This is a genomic window from Mesorhizobium sp. M1334 (assembly GCF_040317995.1).
In the GTDB taxonomy this organism is placed as follows: domain Bacteria; phylum Pseudomonadota; class Alphaproteobacteria; order Rhizobiales; family Rhizobiaceae; genus Mesorhizobium.
Map to the genome: position 1 here is coordinate 39,177 of NZ_JAMYLM010000011.1, position 16,854 is coordinate 56,030.

The 16,854-nt window shown below is 61.9% G+C and carries 19 protein-coding genes and 1 tRNA gene; 16 read left to right on the forward strand and 4 right to left on the reverse strand.

Features of this window, described 5'->3' with window-relative positions:
* Positions 1-5: 5 nt before the first annotated feature.
* Positions 6-96, reverse strand: a tRNA-Ser gene (locus NKH17_RS19395).
* Positions 58-339, reverse strand: a complete 282-nt coding sequence (locus NKH17_RS19400) for a hypothetical protein (protein ID WP_352647291.1) — start codon at positions 337-339, stop codon at positions 58-60. The genes NKH17_RS19395 and NKH17_RS19400 overlap by 39 nt, the downstream gene beginning before the upstream one ends.
* 206 nt (positions 340-545) lie before the next feature.
* On the opposite strand from NKH17_RS19400, the gene NKH17_RS19405 reads away from it, so the two are divergent.
* The 11 genes from NKH17_RS19405 (at position 546) to NKH17_RS19455 (ending at position 10,902) form a co-directional block, all read left to right on the forward strand.
* The gene (locus NKH17_RS19405; RefSeq protein ID WP_352647289.1) at positions 546-1,751 is read left to right on the forward strand and encodes a porin; all 1,206 of its coding nucleotides are present in this window, start codon (positions 546-548) and stop codon (positions 1,749-1,751) included.
* Between the two features lie 154 nt (positions 1,752-1,905).
* Positions 1,906-3,012, forward strand: coding sequence for a pyridoxal phosphate-dependent aminotransferase (locus tag NKH17_RS19410; protein WP_352647287.1), 1,107 nt, complete (start codon positions 1,906-1,908; stop codon positions 3,010-3,012).
* 91 nt (positions 3,013-3,103) lie between these two features.
* Positions 3,104-3,382: an acylphosphatase gene (locus NKH17_RS19415; protein ID WP_352647285.1), complete on the forward strand. Its 279-nt coding sequence runs from the start codon at positions 3,104-3,106 to the stop codon at positions 3,380-3,382.
* Positions 3,383-3,512: 130 nt separating this feature from the next.
* Positions 3,513-4,175: a TetR/AcrR family transcriptional regulator gene (locus tag NKH17_RS19420; protein WP_352480314.1), complete on the forward strand. Its 663-nt coding sequence runs from the start codon at positions 3,513-3,515 to the stop codon at positions 4,173-4,175.
* Between the two features lie 48 nt (positions 4,176-4,223).
* Positions 4,224-5,387: an isovaleryl-CoA dehydrogenase gene (locus tag NKH17_RS19425; protein WP_352896898.1), complete on the forward strand. Its 1,164-nt coding sequence runs from the start codon at positions 4,224-4,226 to the stop codon at positions 5,385-5,387.
* A gap of 82 nt (positions 5,388-5,469) precedes the next feature.
* A complete protein-coding gene (locus NKH17_RS19430; protein ID WP_352647280.1) occupies positions 5,470-5,862 on the forward strand; it encodes an AbrB/MazE/SpoVT family DNA-binding domain-containing protein in 393 nt (130 codons plus the stop codon).
* Positions 5,859-6,242, forward strand: coding sequence for a type II toxin-antitoxin system VapC family toxin (locus tag NKH17_RS19435; RefSeq protein ID WP_352896900.1), 384 nt, complete (start codon positions 5,859-5,861; stop codon positions 6,240-6,242). The genes NKH17_RS19430 and NKH17_RS19435 overlap by 4 nt, the downstream gene beginning before the upstream one ends.
* 4 nt (positions 6,243-6,246) lie before the next feature.
* Positions 6,247-7,854 carry a carboxyl transferase domain-containing protein gene (locus tag NKH17_RS19440; RefSeq protein WP_352896902.1) on the forward strand — a complete coding sequence of 536 codons (1,608 nt, stop codon included), beginning with the start codon at positions 6,247-6,249 and terminating at the stop codon, positions 7,852-7,854.
* Between the two features lies 1 nt (position 7,855).
* The gene (locus NKH17_RS19445; RefSeq protein WP_352480309.1) at positions 7,856-8,386 is read left to right on the forward strand and encodes an O-acetyl-ADP-ribose deacetylase; all 531 of its coding nucleotides are present in this window, start codon (positions 7,856-7,858) and stop codon (positions 8,384-8,386) included.
* Between the two features lie 106 nt (positions 8,387-8,492).
* On the forward strand, positions 8,493-8,867 hold the full coding sequence (locus tag NKH17_RS19450) for a hypothetical protein (protein WP_352896904.1): 375 nt from the start codon (positions 8,493-8,495) through the stop codon (positions 8,865-8,867).
* 49 nt (positions 8,868-8,916) lie between these two features.
* Positions 8,917-10,902: an acetyl/propionyl/methylcrotonyl-CoA carboxylase subunit alpha gene (locus NKH17_RS19455; RefSeq protein ID WP_352896906.1), complete on the forward strand. Its 1,986-nt coding sequence runs from the start codon at positions 8,917-8,919 to the stop codon at positions 10,900-10,902.
* A gap of 82 nt (positions 10,903-10,984) precedes the next feature.
* On the opposite strand, the gene NKH17_RS19460 is transcribed toward NKH17_RS19455, so the two are convergent.
* Together NKH17_RS19460 and NKH17_RS19465 are read right to left on the reverse strand one after the other, a co-directional pair.
* The gene (locus NKH17_RS19460) at positions 10,985-12,106 is read right to left on the reverse strand and encodes a branched-chain amino acid ABC transporter substrate-binding protein (protein WP_352480306.1); all 1,122 of its coding nucleotides are present in this window, start codon (positions 12,104-12,106) and stop codon (positions 10,985-10,987) included.
* A gap of 377 nt (positions 12,107-12,483) precedes the next feature.
* Positions 12,484-12,750, reverse strand: coding sequence for an SEL1-like repeat protein (locus NKH17_RS19465; protein WP_115145099.1), 267 nt, complete (start codon positions 12,748-12,750; stop codon positions 12,484-12,486).
* Between the two features lie 459 nt (positions 12,751-13,209).
* On the opposite strand from NKH17_RS19465, the gene NKH17_RS19470 reads away from it, so the two are divergent.
* From NKH17_RS19470 to NKH17_RS19490, 5 genes are all read left to right on the forward strand, one after another.
* Positions 13,210-13,554 (forward strand): DUF2147 domain-containing protein, encoded by a 345-nt coding sequence (locus tag NKH17_RS19470; protein WP_352480305.1) that lies wholly within the window; start codon positions 13,210-13,212, stop codon positions 13,552-13,554.
* A gap of 206 nt (positions 13,555-13,760) precedes the next feature.
* Positions 13,761-13,913, forward strand: a complete 153-nt coding sequence (locus NKH17_RS19475) for a hypothetical protein (RefSeq protein WP_352480304.1) — start codon at positions 13,761-13,763, stop codon at positions 13,911-13,913.
* A gap of 30 nt (positions 13,914-13,943) precedes the next feature.
* Positions 13,944-14,138, forward strand: a complete 195-nt coding sequence (locus tag NKH17_RS19480) for a hypothetical protein (RefSeq protein WP_352802375.1) — start codon at positions 13,944-13,946, stop codon at positions 14,136-14,138.
* An 85-nt stretch (positions 14,139-14,223) separates the two neighbouring features.
* Positions 14,224-15,726 (forward strand): AMP nucleosidase, encoded by a 1,503-nt coding sequence (locus NKH17_RS19485; RefSeq protein ID WP_352480302.1) that lies wholly within the window; start codon positions 14,224-14,226, stop codon positions 15,724-15,726.
* An 80-nt stretch (positions 15,727-15,806) separates the two neighbouring features.
* Positions 15,807-16,829, forward strand: a complete 1,023-nt coding sequence (locus tag NKH17_RS19490) for an endonuclease/exonuclease/phosphatase family protein (protein ID WP_352480301.1) — start codon at positions 15,807-15,809, stop codon at positions 16,827-16,829.
* The last annotated feature ends 25 nt before the right edge of the window (positions 16,830-16,854 follow it).

Genomic DNA, 16,854 nt, shown 5'->3' on the forward strand with positions numbered 1-16,854 from the left:
AGCGGTGGCGGAGAGGATGGGATTCGAACCCACGAGAAGCTTTTGACCTCTACTCCCTTAGCAGGGGAGCGCCTTCGACCACTCGGCCACCTCTCCGTTGCGCCGGTGGATAAAGAAAAGCGCCGCCACAATCAACAAGCTGGTGTCACTATCGTCGAAAAATCGGGCTTCCGCCAAAATGCCACCTGTGGCTTGCGGCGATTCTGCGGCAATTCCCTGGCTGTTGAGTCGGCGCATGGTCACAGTTTGAGCGGGCCATTGCCGGAATTGGCTGGAATGCGGGGTTGCCGGGGCCTGATAGTTAATGGGAGCTTTCGGAGTGAGGCCAAATCGTGTCATTTGTGCAACAACGCTCGGCGATAGCGCCACCACAAACCTTTTGCCGGTACGATCGTGGTTGAACGACGCCGCCTCATGGGTAATGTCGGGTTTGAAGGAGCGGCGCGGTGCGCATCTTTTTCGGTAGTGGGGATGGGGCAGGGAACGCTGTCCTTCAGCAAAGAATACCCAGACCCGTTTTTTAACTTTTGACTGGAGGTCAGAAAATGAACATCAAGAGCCTGCTTCTCGGCTCCGCTGCGGCGCTGATCGCAGTATCCGGTGCGCGCGCCGCCGACGCCGTCGTCGTCGCCGAGCCGGAACCCGCTGAATACGTCAAGATCTGCGACGTCTACGGCGCTGGCTACTTCTACATCCCCGGCACCGAAACCTGCCTGCGCATCGGCGGCTATGTCCGCTACGACATCGGCATCGGCGACGTCGGCTCGTTCGACGGTGCTGAGAATTTCGATCACGAAGATGGCGATATCCAGGACACCTACTCCAAGAACGCCCGCTTCAACCTGAAGACCTGGACCGCTCAGGAAACCGAACTCGGCACCTTGAAGACCTACACCGAGACCCGGTTCAATTTCGGCAACCGGAACCGTCACGTCAGCAGCACAACCGTCGATCCGGACGGCCCCGGTCCGCTGCTGCCGGTCACGACCATCGTCAGAAATGACGCCGAAAACAAGGGCGTTTCGCTGAACTTCGCCTGGATCCAGCTCGGTGGCCTGCGCGTCGGTAAGGACGAATCGGCCTTCAACACGTTCATCGGCTACGCCGGCAACGTCATCCAGGATACGCTGGTTCCTTACGGTGATTTCGACACCAACGTCGTCCAGTACTACTTCGATTTCGGCAACGGCTTCTCGGCCGTGGCTTCGCTCGAGCAGGGCGCGGGCCGCGTTGGGACCATCGACAGCTACGTTCCGCATGTCGTCGGCGGCCTGAAGTGGACGCAGGGCTGGGGCGCGATCACCGGCGTCATCGCCTACGACAGCAACTACGAAGAAGTGGCCGGCAAGGTTCGTTTGGACGTGAATGCAACCGACGCGCTGTCGCTGTTCATCATGGCGGGCTACGGCACTGACGATAACCTCAATGACCCGGGCAACTTTGTCCCAGCCAATGGCCGTGGTTTCTACAAGCAGTGGGGCGGCAACTGGGCAGTTTGGGGTGGCGGCACCTACAAGTTCAACGAGAAGACCTCGTTCAACGTGCAGGCTTCGGCTGACGACGACAAGAACTATGCCGTCGCGGCGAACATCGCCTACGACATCGTTCCTGGCCTGACGATCACCGCCGAAGTCGATTGGGACCACTACGGGCGGTTTAACGATCCGGCCAGCTTCACCAACGTCAACTGGACCAGTGCGGACAAGAAGGACAGCATTGGCGGCCTCCTCCGCTTCCAGCGCTCGTTCTAATAAGTTCGACCTGACCAATATTGAACCCGGCGGGCAACCGCCGGGTTTTTCTTTGAGCCATTCGCCGGCTGCCACATTTCAAGGCTGCCGCGGAACTTGCGCAGGCCAAGCCGGCAGGCTAGCAAGAAGGCCCCTTTTTTGACGAGCCTTTGCCATGCGCCCTCCCCTTACACCGCTCATCGCCGCGCTTCCCTCCACGGTGCCGTTTGTCGGCCCGGAGGCGCAGGAGCGTGATCGCGGCCGCGCCTTTCGCGCCCGCATCGGCGCCAATGAGAGCAGCTTTGGCCCTTCGCCGCGCGTCGTTGCCCGCATGGCCGAGATTGCCGGCGACATGTGGATGTATTGCGACCCCGATAATCACGATTTGAAGGCAGCCGTAGCCCGGCATCTCGGCGTCGGCGCCGAAAACGTCGTCATCGGCGAAGGCATAGACGGGCTGCTCAGCCTGGTTGCGCGCATGTATGTGGCGCCCGGCGACGCGGTGGTGACCTCGCGCGGCGCCTATCCGACCTTCAACTTTCACGTTGCCGGCGTCGGCGGCCGGCTGGTCGCGGTGCCTTACGAGAACGACCGGGAAAACCTGGATGGCCTACTGGAGGCGGTCGCCAGGGAAAAAGCACCGCTGGTCTACCTGTCCAACCCGGACAATCCAATGGGTAGCTGGTGGGAAGCGACCGAGCTCGGCCGCTTCATCGAGGCCTTGCCGGAAACCACAATGCTGGTGCTCGATGAGGCCTATGGCGAACTAGGACCGGCCTCGGCGCTGCCGCCGATCGATGTCGCGCGGCCGAACGTCATCCGCATGCGCACCTTCTCCAAGGCCTATGGGCTGGCCGGCATACGCTGCGGCTATGCGGTGACTGAGGCCCAAGTGATTCGCGATTTCGAGAAGATCCGCAATCATTACGGCGTCAGCCGCATGGCGCAGATTGCCGGCGTCGAGGCGCTTGCCGATCAGGCCTGGCTGGAAAGCGTGGTGGCGCGGGTCGCCGCCGGCCGCCGGCGCATTGCCGCAATAGCCGAAGCGAACGGGCTGAAGCCGCTGGCTTCGGCGACCAATTTCATCACTATCGATTGCGGCCGCGACGGCGCCTTCGCGCTGAAGGTGCTGCAGGCGTTGTTGTCGCGCGACGTCTTCATCCGCAAGCCGATGGTGCCGGTGCTCGATCGCTGCATCCGGGTCAGCGTCGGCCTCGACCACGAGCTCGACATTTTTGCCGAGGAACTGCCCGGCGCACTGGCGGCAGCACGGGGGAACTGAAGAGCCTTCGCCCTATGTGGCTGACCGGGCGGCAGCGCGGTTGAATTTGCACGGCGATGCGCCAGACTCGACTCTGAGGATGGAGAGCGCGATGACCGACCGCACTGTACAGGTACGCATATATGGCAAGGTGCAAGGCGTCAGCTACCGGGTTTGGGCGCGGCGCGAGGCGTCGGCGCTTGGCCTTGCCGGTTGGGTGCGCAACGAAGTTGACGGCTCGGTGACAGCCTTGATTGCCGGGACCGGGGCGGCGGTCTCGACGATGATTGAGCGACTTTGGCAAGGGCCACCAGGGGCAGCAGTTTCGAAGGTCGATGTCGAGGACCTCGAGGCACGCAACACGTCCGCGGGATTCAGGATTGTTGCCTAGCAAAGCACGATCCTGCTCATTCGCTTCCATCGCACAAAATTCCCGGGTGCAGATAGAGCAAACCTGAAGCTACTGCCGCACATGCCTCCGCCCTTGAATTAATTGAACGTTTGTTTTATTGCTTTGCGTCATGGCGCGTACGACCGGCTCCCACGGAGAAAAGACCGAAGCTGCGGTCCGCGAGGCGGCGGTCAGCCTGATTGCGCGTCTCGGCTACGAGGCGATGTCGATGCGCCAGCTGGCGGCCGAGGTTGGCGTCCAGGCAGCGGCGCTTTACCGCTACTTCCCGACCAAGCAGGATCTTCTGTTCACGCTGATGCATGAGCATATGGAAGGCTTGATCGAGGCGTGGCGCGCAACACGCCCTGTCGGCGCCGATCCGGCAGCGCGGCTCGCCGCCTATGTCGAAAACCACATCGCTTTCCATATCGAACGCCGCCATTCCACCCATGTTTCGAACATGGAGCTGCGCAGCCTGTCACACGAAAAACTCACGCAGATCCTGCGCATGCGCACGGCCTACGAGAAGGAACTGCGCACCATCCTGCGCGACGGCGTCGAAGCGGGCCTGTTCAGCATCGAAGACACAGGGCTCACCGCCATGGCGTTGATCCAGATGATGACCGGCGTCATCGTCTGGTTCCGGCCGGGCGAACGGCTGTCGATCGCCGAAGTCACCGCTACATATCTAGCAATGACAATGCGGCTTGTCGGAGCAAAGAGCGATGGCGCGAGGACAAGCCACGGCACTGTGCGTCCATTCGAGCGCGCAAAGGACGCTCTAGCACTTTGATTTCGCGCATGATCCCGATTTTCGGGGTCGTGCGCCGGGAGGAACGGCATGTACACGCATACGCTCAACTTCGGGCTTGACGAAGACATCGAGGCGCTGCGCGACCTGGTGCGGCGCTTCGCCCAGGAGAAAATCGCGCCGATCGCCGCCGAGATCGACCGCACGAACGAATTCCCGGCGCATCTGTGGGTGGAGCTCGGCGGGCTCGGCCTGCTCGGCATCACCGCCGATCCTGATTTCGGCGGCAGCGGCATGGGCTACCTCGCCCACGTCGTGGCGATGGAGGAGATTTCGCGCGCCTCCGCCTCGGTCGGCCTCTCCTACGGCGCCCATTCCAACCTCTGCGTCAACCAGATCAATCGCTGGGCGACGCAGGCGCAGAAGGAAAAATATCTGCCTTCGCTCTGCAGTGGCGAAAAGGTGGGCGCACTGGCAATGTCGGAATCCGGTGCCGGCTCCGATGTCGTGTCGCTGCGCCTGCGCGCGGAAAGGCGCAATGACCGCTATGTGCTCAACGGCACCAAGATGTGGATCACCAACGGACCGGATGCCGAGACGCTGGTCGTCTACGCCAAGACCGATCCGGAACTCAATTCGCGCGGCATCACCGCTTTCATCGTCGAAAAGGCCTTTGCCGGTTTTTCGGTGGCGCAAAAGCTCGACAAGCTTGGCATGCGCGGCTCGAACACCGGCGAGCTGGTGTTCGAGAATGTCGAAGTCCCGTTCGACAATGTGCTGCATGAGGAAGGGCGCGGCGTCGAGGTGTTGATGTCGGGCCTCGACTACGAACGTGCCGTGCTGGCCGGCGGGCCGATCGGGCTGATGGCGGCGTGCCTCGACGTGGCGATACCTTACGTGCACGAGCGCAAGCAGTTCGGCCAGCCGATCGGCGAATTCCAGCTGGTGCAAGGCAAGCTCGCCGACATGTATGCGACGGTGAACGCGGCGCGCGCCTACGTCTATGCCGTGGCCGCCGCTTGCGATCGCGGTGAGACGGCCCGCAAGGATGCTGCCGCCTGTATTCTCTTCGCCGCCGAAAAGGCGACGCTGATGGCGCTCGAGGCCATCCAGCTTTTGGGCGGCAATGGCTACATCAACGACTACCCGACCGGACGGCTGCTGCGCGACGCCAAGCTCTACGAGATCGGCGCCGGCACCAGCGAAATCCGTCGTTGGCTGATCGGGCGGGAAATCATGGCGGAGAGCGCCTAATGGCATCCTTTTGAACTTTTGCCAGAAGCCATGCGATGTGGCATATTTCGGACTATGTGCCACAATCCTAGCGAGACGAACCATGGCGGGCAGAACGGGAAAGTCCGGATTTGACGAAGATCAGCAAGCACAGTTCGATGCCAGCGCTCGCAAAACGCCGCTTAGGGTTCCGGCGAAACGCGAGCGTGTCAAGCTTGGCGAGGGCGGGCGCTTCGTCATCCCTGCTGCGATGCGCGAGGAGATGGGCGTGAAGCCTGGCGAGGAGATGATCCTGCATGTCGAAAACGGCGAGCTGCGGGTAAGATCGTGGCTGCAGAATCTGCGACGCGTCCAGGCCGAATTGTCGGCGCTGAAACAGCCCGGTGAAAGCGTCGTCGACGAATTTCTGAAGGAGCGGCGGGAAGAGCAACGTCGAAGCGACAACCGTCTCGACCGGCTTCACGCCGAAGGGACGACAGGAAAGCGGGCGAAATGAAGCCCTACGTCATGGACAGTTCGGCGGCACTCGCAATCCTGCTCAACGAGCAAGGCACCGATAATGCTTTGGGGTTCGCGCCGGATGCACAATGCAGTTCGGTCAATGCGGCCGAAATCATCGCCAAACTGATCGACAAGGGACGCAGCATGGAACAGGCCGCGGACGACCTCGCCAGTCTCGGCATGCCGATCGCCGTTTTCGACGAAGCGATGGGCATCGCCGCCGGGCAGCTTCGCGAACTGACGCGGCATCGCGGCCTGTCGTTGGGCGATCGGGCCTGCCTCGCGCTGGCTATTCGCGAGAACGCCATTGCCGTCACCGCTGATCGCGATTGGAGCGACCTCGATGTCGGCTGCAAGATCGAGCTGATCCGGTAGCGCCATGGCCCCCCTCAACTCGCAGATCTCGCCCGCCTCCGATATTTTCCGCGCCAATGCCGAGCGCATGCGGGCGCTGGTCGCCGATATTGCTGAGAAAGCGGCCACGGTCGAACGCGGCGGCTCGGAAGATGCGCGCGAGCGGCACGTCTCCCGCGGCAAGCTCCTGCCGCGGCAACGCCTCGCCCAATTGCTTGATACCGGCTCGCCCTTCCTTGAAATCGGCCAGTTCGCGGCATGGTCGATGTATGGCGAGGACATCCCGTCGGCCGGTCTCATCGCCGGCATCGGGCGCGTCGAAGGCACCGAAGTGATGGTCGTCGTCAACGACGCCACGGTGAAGGGCGGCACCTATTATCCGCTGACAGTGAAGAAGCATCTGCGTGCACAGGAAATCGCGCTGCAGAACAATCTGCCTTGCGTCTATCTGGTCGACAGCGGCGGCGCCAATCTGCCCAATCAGGACGAGGTGTTTCCCGACCGCGATCATTTCGGCCGCATCTTCTATAACCAGGCCAACATGTCGGCCGCCGGCATTCCGCAGATCGCCTGCGTCATGGGGTCATGCACTGCCGGCGGCGCCTATGTGCCTGCGATGTCGGACGAGACAATCATGGTGCGCAACCAGGCAACCATCTTTCTCGGCGGCCCGCCGCTGGTGAAGGCGGCCACCGGCGAGGACGTCATCGCCGAGGACCTCGGTGGCGCCGACGTGCACACAAGGCTTTCCGGCGTTGCCGACTACTATGCGCTCGACGACGAGCATGCGCTGGCCATATGCCGGCGTATCGTCAAAAACCTGAATCGGAACAAGACTGTAAGCCTTGCCTTACAGAAATCGGTTCCGCCGCTTCACGATCCACATGAACTCTACGGCATCGTGCCGACGGATCTGCGCCAGCCCTACGACGTACGCGAGGTAATCGCCCGCACAGTCGACGGCTCCGAATTCGATGAGTTCAAGCAGAATTATGGCACCACGCTGGTCACCGGTTTTGCCCATCTCAGCGGCATGCCGGTCGGCATCATCGCCAACAATGGCGTGCTGTTTTCGGAAAGCGCGCTAAAGGGCGCGCATTTCATCGAGCTGTGCTGCCAGCGCAGGATCCCGCTGATTTTCCTGCAGAACATCACCGGCTTCATGGTCGGGCGGAAATACGAGGCCGGCGGCATCGCCAAGGACGGCGCCAAGCTGGTCATGGCGGTCGCAACGGCCAAGGTGCCGAAGATGACCGTGATCATCGGCGGCTCGTTCGGCGCCGGCAATTACGGTATGTGCGGACGCGCCTATTCGCCACGCTTCCTGTGGATGTGGCCGAATGCCCGCATTTCGGTGATGGGCGGCGAGCAGGCTGCAACGGTGCTGGCCGTGGTCAAGCGCGAAGGCATCGAGCGCAAGGGCGGGGAATGGAGCGCCGAGGAGGAGGCGAAATTCAAGAAGCCGATCCTGATGAAATACGAGCATGAAGGCCACCCGCTCTATTCGTCGGCAAGGCTCTGGGACGACGGCATCATCGACCCGGCCAAGACCCGCGAGGTGCTGGCGCTCAGCCTTTCGGCCGCGCTCAACGCCGAGATCGAAGAGACAAGGTTCGGCGTGTTCAGGATGTGAGATGAGCGAAATCGGCCAGAGGATTCGCATTCAAACCGGCGACATCACGAAGCTGGCGGTCGATGCCATCGTCAACGCCGCCAACACCTCTCTTCTCGGAGGCGGCGGCGTCGACGGCGCTATCCACCGCGCGGCCGGCCCCGAGCTTGTGGCAGAATGCCGGACCTTGCATGGCTGCAAGGTCGGAGACGCAAAAATCACCAAGGGCTACAGGCTGCCCGCGCGCTACGTCATTCATACGGTCGGGCCGGTCTGGCAAGGTGGCAGCAAAGGAGAAGCCGAACTGCTCGCCTCCTGCTATCGCCGGTCGCTCGAAATCGCCGCCGCAAAGGACTGCCGGACGGTGGCGTTTCCAGCGATCTCGACCGGGGCCTACCGCTACCCAAAGGATCAGGCGACGCAAATTGCTGTCGGGACCGTGAGCGCCTTCATCGGCCAGAACATCGTTCCGGAAACCGTCATTTTCTGCTGCTTCGACGAGCCGACGGCCGAATTGTATCAGCGGGTCGTTGCCGCACTCGGCAAAGCGTGATCCACAGCCATGAGAAATCTGCAGACCCATTTTCAGTCATCCAACTGGCCATACAGAAAAATTGCGGCTATAGCTGTTTTTCAACGTCAATGGGGCTTGGGCGAAGGTGAAACAGCAACTTTTCCAGAAAACTACTGCCGCAATACTTTCGGGGTTACTTATATTAGCTTCGCCAGGCACTGGCGCGGCGGGATCGCTGGCCGGAAGCGAAGGCGACAAGCGCTTTTCACCACTTCTGCCTGGCAGCGCCAAGGACGAGTGCACCAAGGCCTACAAGGCCTATGTCGCTGCAAGCGGCCATTCGGCATACGCCACGACGTCTTTCGTGCGGGTCAGGGACGGTTACGTCCTGTGTGGCGCCCACTACAACGCCTCGTCGCAAAAGGCGGCAGAGGCCATGGCGATGAAATCCTGCCAGAGCGCACGGGCGTACTACAAGGTGGCGGCCAGCGGCAACTGTCAGATCGCGGCTTCGAAGTAGACGGGCAAACGCCGATCCGGGCTTGCCCGCGCCAAATCCGGGAGGCCCGATGTTCGCCAAGATCCTGATCGCCAACCGTGGCGAGATCGCCTGCCGGGTGGTCCGCACGGCACGCAGGATGGGTGTGCGCAGCGTCGCCGTCTATTCCGATGCCGACGCTCACGCCTTGCATGTCGAAATGGCCGACGAAGCGGTGCATATCGGCGCCTCTCCCGCCAACGAAAGCTATCTGCGCGGCGACAAGATCATTGCGGCGGCCTTGGCCACAGGTGCCGAGGCCATCCATCCGGGCTACGGCTTTCTTTCGGAAAACCCCGATTTCGTCGACCAGGTGGTCGCGGCCGGGCTGATCTTCATTGGGCCGTCGGCGGCCTCGATCCGTGCCATGGGACTGAAGGACGCGGCCAAGCGGCTGATGGAAAAGGCCGGCGTGCCTGTCGTTCCGGGCTACCATGGCGAAGCGCAGGAGATCGTGTTGCTCGCCTCCAAGGCGCGCGAGATAGGCTACCCCGTATTGATCAAGGCGCGCGCCGGCGGCGGCGGCAAGGGCATGCGGCGCGTCGAGCATCCCGATGATTTTTCGGAAGCACTGTCGGGCGCGCGGCGCGAGGCGAAAGCCGCGTTCGGTGACGACCGCGTCTTGGTGGAAAAATATGTCGACAAGCCGCGCCACATCGAAGTGCAGGTATTCGGCGACAGTTTCGGCAATGTCGTGCACCTCTACGAACGTGACTGCTCGGCACAGCGCCGCCACCAGAAGGTGATCGAGGAGGCGCCTGCCCCGGGCATAACGCCGGCACTGCGCAAGGCAATGACCGAAGCGGCGGTGAAAGCCGCCAAGGCAATCCACTATTCCGGCGCCGGTACCATCGAGTTCATCGTCGATGCCTCGCAAGGTCTGAAGGCCGACCGTTTCTGGTTCATGGAAATGAACACCCGCCTGCAGGTCGAGCACCCCGTCACCGAAATGGTCACCGGCATCGACCTGGTCGAGTGGCAGTTGCGGGTAGCCTCCGGCGAAAAACTGCCGAAGACGCAGAGCGAGATCGCGCTCTCCGGCCACGCCTTCGAGGCGCGCATCTATGCCGAGGACGCGGCAAGAGGGTTTTTGCCGGCGACCGGCACGTTGCACCATCTGAAATTTCCGCAGCCGGCACCGGAGGGTGCGACCATGCGCGTCGAAACCGGTGTGTGCGCCGGCGATGCGATTTCCCCGTTTTACGACCCGATGATCGCCAAGCTGATCGTCCATGGCAAGGACAGACGGGCGGCGCTCACGGCACTTGGCGAGGCGCTGTCGCAGACCGAAATCGCCGGCTCGACCGTCAACACTGGCTTTCTTGCCGCGCTGGCCGCTGATGCAGCTTTTGCGGCGGGCGATCTCGATACCGGCCTGATCTCCAGGCATCAGCAGGCGTTGACGGCGGTTGCGCCGCCGAGCGGTGAGACGATTGCCGCCGCGGCACTTGCCGCGTCCGGTGCGCGCGACATGCCGTCCTCGGACGATCCCTGGTTGTCGCTGGCCGGCTATGCGCATTTCCACGCTGTAGTGCGGCGCATGCTGCTGAAGTTTGGCGAGCAGGAGATCGTCGCGCGCGTGTCGGTGCAGCCGGACAGACGGTTCGAGGTGGCGCTGGAAGCGCCCTATGACAGCGTCAATTCGCATGATCTCCGTACCACCCCTCGCCTCGCCCGCTGGCCGGGCCACGTCACCGTCTTCGAGGGCGCTATCGGCTACGATTTTGCCGTGCCGGACCCGCTGGCGCGAGCCGACGAAGCCGCCGCTTCCGGCAGCCTGCGCGCGCCGATGCCGGGCCTGGTCAAATTGGTGCGTGCGGCAAAAGGCGAGGCCGTGATCAAGGGCCAGCCGCTGCTGATCCTGGAGGCGATGAAGATGGAGCACACCATTGCCGCGCCCCATGACGGGCTTATCGCCGAGATCGCCGCCGAAGGCGCGCAGGTCACCGACGGAACCGTGCTGGTTCGCTTTGCCGAGGAACCACAACTGACCGCAGTTTCCTTATCCACGAAGTGACCCCGAGCGCGTCACAAAAGGCACCGCAGAGATGAGAATGGCCGGGTTTGAGCCGGCCATTTTCAATTACAACATAGTTCTATCAGGGCTGGATCGGCGCGTATTTGCCGTCATGCCACTGGTTGATGTCGTAGCTGGCGTTCTTGAGGTCGCCCTTCTCGTCGAAGGTGACCGGCCCGACAACCGTGCTGATCGGCTGGCCGTTCTTCAACGCCTCGGCGACCTTGGCCGGGTCGTCGCTGCCGGCGCGCTTGATGCCCTCGGCGAATGCCTGGATCACGGCATAGGAAAACAGCGTGAAGCCCTCCGGCACAAAGCCGCCGGCCTTGATCTTGGCGATGGCTTCCTTGGCTTCGGGCTTCGACTGCGGATCCGATGGGAAGACGAACATGGTGCCTTCGCCGGCCGGACCGGCAACCTGCCAGAATTCCGGCGAAGCGATCGAGTCCGGCATGATCAACTGGAACTTGAGGTTCTGCTCCGCCGACTGGCGCAGGATGAGGCCGGCTTCGGGGTGATAGCCGCCGAAATAGACGACGTCAGCCTTCAGCTCCTTGAGCTTGGTAACAAGCGCGGAATAGTCCTTCTCGCCGGCGTTGATGCCCTCGTAGAGGATTTCATTGAGACCGTTCTGGTTCATCGTTGCCTTCACGGCATCGGCCACGCCCTGCCCATAGGCGCTCTTGTCGTGCAGGATGACGACTTTCTTGCCGGCATATTTCTTGGCGATCCAGGGACCAATAAAAGCGCCCTGCGCATCGTCGCGCGTATAGAGGCGCATGATCGTCGGCCAGCCGGCCTTCGCCGCTGCGTCGGTCAACACCGGGTTTGAGGAAGCCGGACTCATCATCAGCGCACCGGCTTCTGCGTAGACAGCGGAGGCCGGGATGCTGGAGCCCGAGCAGGCGTGGCCATCGATGAACTTGACACCATTGGCGATGATGCGGTTGGCGACCGAAACCGCCTGCTTCGGATCGCACTGATCATCCTCGATGTCGAGCTTGATCTGGCGACCGTCGACGCCGCCAGCCGCGTTGATCGCGTCGGCGGCGGCTTGCGCGCCTTGCTTGAACTGATCGCCGATGGTGGCAAGCTGCCCGGTCATCGGTCCGACCACCGAAAAGGTGACGTCGTCGGCGAAGGCGACCGGCGCGGTCATCATCAGGCCAAATATGGCTGCGCTCAAAATACTGAATTTCTTCATGGTGACATAACTCCTCCACTCTCGCGCAGCCGCCCGGCCGCGCCTCTTCCAGAGTGGCGGGAGAATTTCATCCTTCGCCGGAGCTGTCTAGACGCATCGTCGGCACTCGATTGGGCCTGTAACATGCGGTCCCAAAGACAAAGCCGCGCCAGCCCTGTTCCGGCCGGGTCGCGGCTTTTGCCGTTGAGCTTGCCGGCGCATCAGCGCCGGAACCCGCTGGCTTTCCCTGTCAGTTGCACGGCTCGGCCCGATCAGCCTGCCGTGTTCTTGGTTTTGAATTGGTCGGCCATCTTGCGCGGCCTCTTTTTTTTCGGGGCCAGCCGTCTGCGCGGCCTTGACCCGAAGCGTCCCTGTCAGTGAACTCAGTGTCGGCGAATTCAGTGCATCGTCATCCATTCGCGGGCTTCGCGCAGCGCCCTGGCGATCTCGACTTTCGACATGGCGGCCGACAATTCAGAACGCAGTTCCGCGGCGCGGGCCGAACCCTTGATCGCGGCGATGTTGAACCATTTGTGGGCGGCGACGACATCGGTCTCGCAATCACGGCCGGTCGCATACATCATGCCCAACTCGAAAAGAATATCGGCCTGGGCAGTTGCCCCCATGGCGCCGAAGCCGGCTTCAAGCATTTCAAAACGTGCCATTTCAAATCCCCTGTTCTGGCTCCCGAGAGCTGTTTCCGTCTGTCCCTCGGTGTCCTTGATTACCTTCGGGGGCGGCCGCTCTTTCGATGCTTTCGAGGATGCCGCGGAGGCTTGAATCCGTCGTTAAATGGCGTGCTTAATTTGAGGAAAACAAAGCTAAAACAAGAGGTAAACGCGAAAATTCGTTAAGGATACAAAGCCAGCAACTGCGCCAGTTTGCACAAAATTTGAAGAAAACTTGCGAGGCGCGGATCAAGACTCCGCTAACCACAGAAGACAAAGACGTGTGCGGCCCGTTTCATTTTTCGCCGGCGCGGCCGTTCGGGAGCGGGCAAAAACCCGCAACCCTTCCGTCGCGGCACCGCTTTTGTTTTTCCGGGAGCTGGACTAGCTTACGTTTGCGTAAGGGGCAGACAGCCGGGACGGATCCCGATTGGACTTGCCTGAGGGAGGAAAGACATGTTTCGATACGTGAGTCTGGCCCTCGCGGCCGCAATAATGATGACCGGCGCGGCATGGGCCGATCCGATCGAAGGCAATTGGAAAACGCAAGCCGGAGCGACTGCCGCCATTTCGGGTGGCGGCGGGGCATTTTCGATTACGCTCAAATCCGGCAAATTTGCCGGCAAGAACATCGGTTCACTGAAGGTGGCCGGCGACAACAAATATGCCGGCACCATAACCGACCCCGAAACCGACAAGACCTATTCGGGCAAGGCTTCGCTTTCCGGCAATTCGCTCAAGATGAGCGGCTGCGTGTTCGGCGGGCTGATCTGCAAGAGCCAGACCTGGCACAAGCTCTGATCGTGCCATTCCTGCCGGGGTGCGCGGGGCCAGTCGGCCCTGTTTTCATATATCGGTCTCGCAGCCGCGGCTCGCCATAGGTCACTGCTTTCAAGGCGGCCCGCCCAGAGATCATCAACCATTTTGAACCCCAGATGAACGCCGGGATCAGAGCCGGTTCACCCTAGGCAAGGCATTATGATGCGTGTTGAAGGAGACACCGCCCGATGCTTGCCCGCCGCTTCACCATCGTCTGCCTGCTGATGAGCCTGTTCGGCATGTTGTTCGCCGTCCTTGTCGCCGAAGCCGGCCGGCCGGATCGCGCCTGGGATGTGGCCATTTCCTGCCGGCTCGGTTGCCCGAACCAGCTTCGCCACTGAACTCGACAGCGAGATATTGAAACCCACGCCATGACCCACCTCACCGCCAATGTCGTCAAGATCCTTCGGCTTCTGCCGCGGACGGCACTCATCCTGACGGTTCTGGCGGCCCCGGTCCTGGCCGTGCCGACGATGCGCGCCGATGCCGGTTCGACCATCGAGGCGCCTGCGCTGAGAAAGTCCGGCGTCGGCTTTGTGCTGCTGGTCAGCTTGCGGCGAGGCTAGGCCGCCGGAAAGAAAACCGCCGACAGGGCGTTTTGAGACCGCCTTACCCCCTCCCAACTGCGCGCCCAACTCTCTATATTGGGTCATGGAAAAGCGAATCTATCCTCAAGCCATTGAATCGGTCGTCACGCCGGAGCCGTTCGGCCGACAGAGCTTCAACGATGCCAAGAAGGCGGTCGCGGCCCTGCAGGTGCTTTACGACCGCAACACCAAGTTCCTGCGCGATTCATTTGCCGCGCTCGCCGCGGGCGGCGACAACAACAAACGCTACCGGGCCTTCTATCCGGAGATCGGCGTCACCACGAGTTCGTTCACCCAGATCGACTCGAGGCAGGCCTATGGTCACATGCCGACGCCGGGGCATTTCTCAACCACAATCACCCAGCCTGCTCTTTTCGAGAGCTATCTCACCGAACAGCTTCGGCTGATCATGCGCAACCACGGCGTTCCGGTCACGGTTTCAGAATCGACCACTCCTATCCCCCTGCATTTCGCCTTTCTCGAAGGCACGCATGTCGACGGTGCCGCTGCGGAACGCATCAAACGGCCGATCCGTGACCTGTTCGACGTGCCGGATCTCGACGGCACCGACGACCAGATCGCCAACGGTACATTCGAAGTGGGATTGGGCGAGGCACGGCCGCTGGCGCCGTTCACGGCACAACGGATCGACTATTCGCTGCATCGGATGTCGCACTATACGGCGACCAGTCCCCAGCATTTCCAGAACTTCGTGCTGTTCACCAACTACCAGTTCTACATCGACGAATTCGTCGCCCGTGCACGCGAATTGATGGCCAATGGCGGTGACGGATATGTAGAGTTCGTCGAGCCGGGCAATATCGTGACCAAAGTGGGCGACAGCGCGCCTGGTGAGGGTGCTGCCCCCCCTCGCCTGCCGCAGATGCCGGCCTATCATCTGAAGAAGCCGAATCATGGCGGCATCACCATGGTCAATATCGGCGTTGGCCCCTCCAACGCCAAGACCATCACCGACCATATTGCGGTGCTGCGGCCGCATGCCTGGGTGATGCTCGGCCATTGCGCCGGCCTGCGCAACACGCAGGCGCTGGGCGATTATGTGCTGGCACACGCCTACGTTCGGGAAGACCATGTCCTCGACGACGATCTTCCGGTCTGGGTGCCGATCCCGCCGCTGGCTGAAATCCAAGTGGCGCTGCAGGAAGCGGTCGCCGAGGTCACCGGGCTTTCCGGCTACGACCTCAAGCGCATCATGCGCACCGGCACCGTCGCCACTATCGACAACCGCAACTGGGAGCTGCGCGACCAGCGCGGGCCGGTGCAGCGGCTGTCGCAGTCGCGGGCGATCGCGCTCGATATGGAATCGGCAACGATCGCCGCCAACGGCTTCCGCTTCCGGGTTCCCTATGGCACGCTGCTTTGCGTATCCGACAAGCCGCTGCATGGCGAATTGAAGCTGCCCGGCATGGCGACCGAGTTCTACAAGCGGCAAGTGGCGCAGCACCTGACCATCGGCATCAGGGCGATGGAGAAGCTGGCTGAAATGCCGATGGAGCGACTGCATTCGCGCAAGCTCAGGAGCTTTTCGGAAACGGCCTTCCAGTAAATGCCGAATCGCATGTGTCGGTCCGGGTCAGGACATTTCGTCATCTTGATTGAGCCGCACTTCTGCCGATAGACAAAGCGATGGCACGTATTCGGGACATGACGGTTGCGCTGGCATTCGTCGCAATGCTTGCACTCTCGGCCGCGCTGGTGGCCGGGTTTTTCGGATCGCTGCATCCGGCCCTCGATTCCTTTGCTCATTTCCGCGTCCATTTTTCGGTGCTGATGGCGCTTTGCGCTCTGCCCCTGCTCGCCACCTCGTTTCGCCTGCAGGCCGCGGCCGCCTTGCTGTTTGCGATAGCCTCCTTTGCCACCACGTCGAATGCCTTGCCGCTTTCGCGGCTATGGCAGGTGCAGGCCGCCTACGAAGCCAAACCCGGTGACGAGCCAGTCTACCGCCTGTTGCAGATGAACCTCAGGTTCAACAATCCAACACCCGAGAAGGTGCTGTCGCTGATCGGCCGGACCCAGCCCGATGTGATCACCCTCGACGAGGTGTCCGAGATGTGGAAAGCAAAGCTTGGGCTGCTGTCCGGCGCTTATCCCTACCGGATCCTCTGCCCGTATCCCAATGGCGTGTTCGGCGTTGCGTTGCTGTCCAGACGACCGTTTGCCACAGGCACGGCGCCGCACTGCGACAGCCGCGGCGCGATGGCGATCGCCACGGTCGATTTTGGCGGAACCGACGTCGATGTCGGCGCCATCCACCTCACCTGGCCATGGCCGCACAACCAATCACGGCAGATTGGAGGGTTGTCTGACGAAATCGCCTCGCTTGGCGAGACGTCGATACTGGCGGGCGACTGCAACGCAGCGCCATGGAGCGCCGCTGTCCGGCGCGTCGCATCGCTTGGCAAGCTGACTGTAATGCCGTCGGTCGGGCCGACCTGGCTCTACAGAAAGCTGCCGGATTTCCTGCGCTTCGCCGGACTGCCGATCGACCAGGTTTTCAGCAAGGGCGCCATCGTTATCCGTTCGGCGTCGACCCTTGAGGACACCGGCTCAGACCATCTGCCGGTGCTGGTGGAGTTTTCGCTACGGTCGCTCGACGAGCACCAGACGGCGACCGCGCTTGCAGCGCTGCCTGGCGGGACGCGAAGCTGAAAATCCGCAGTCCAGTCTCGACCTG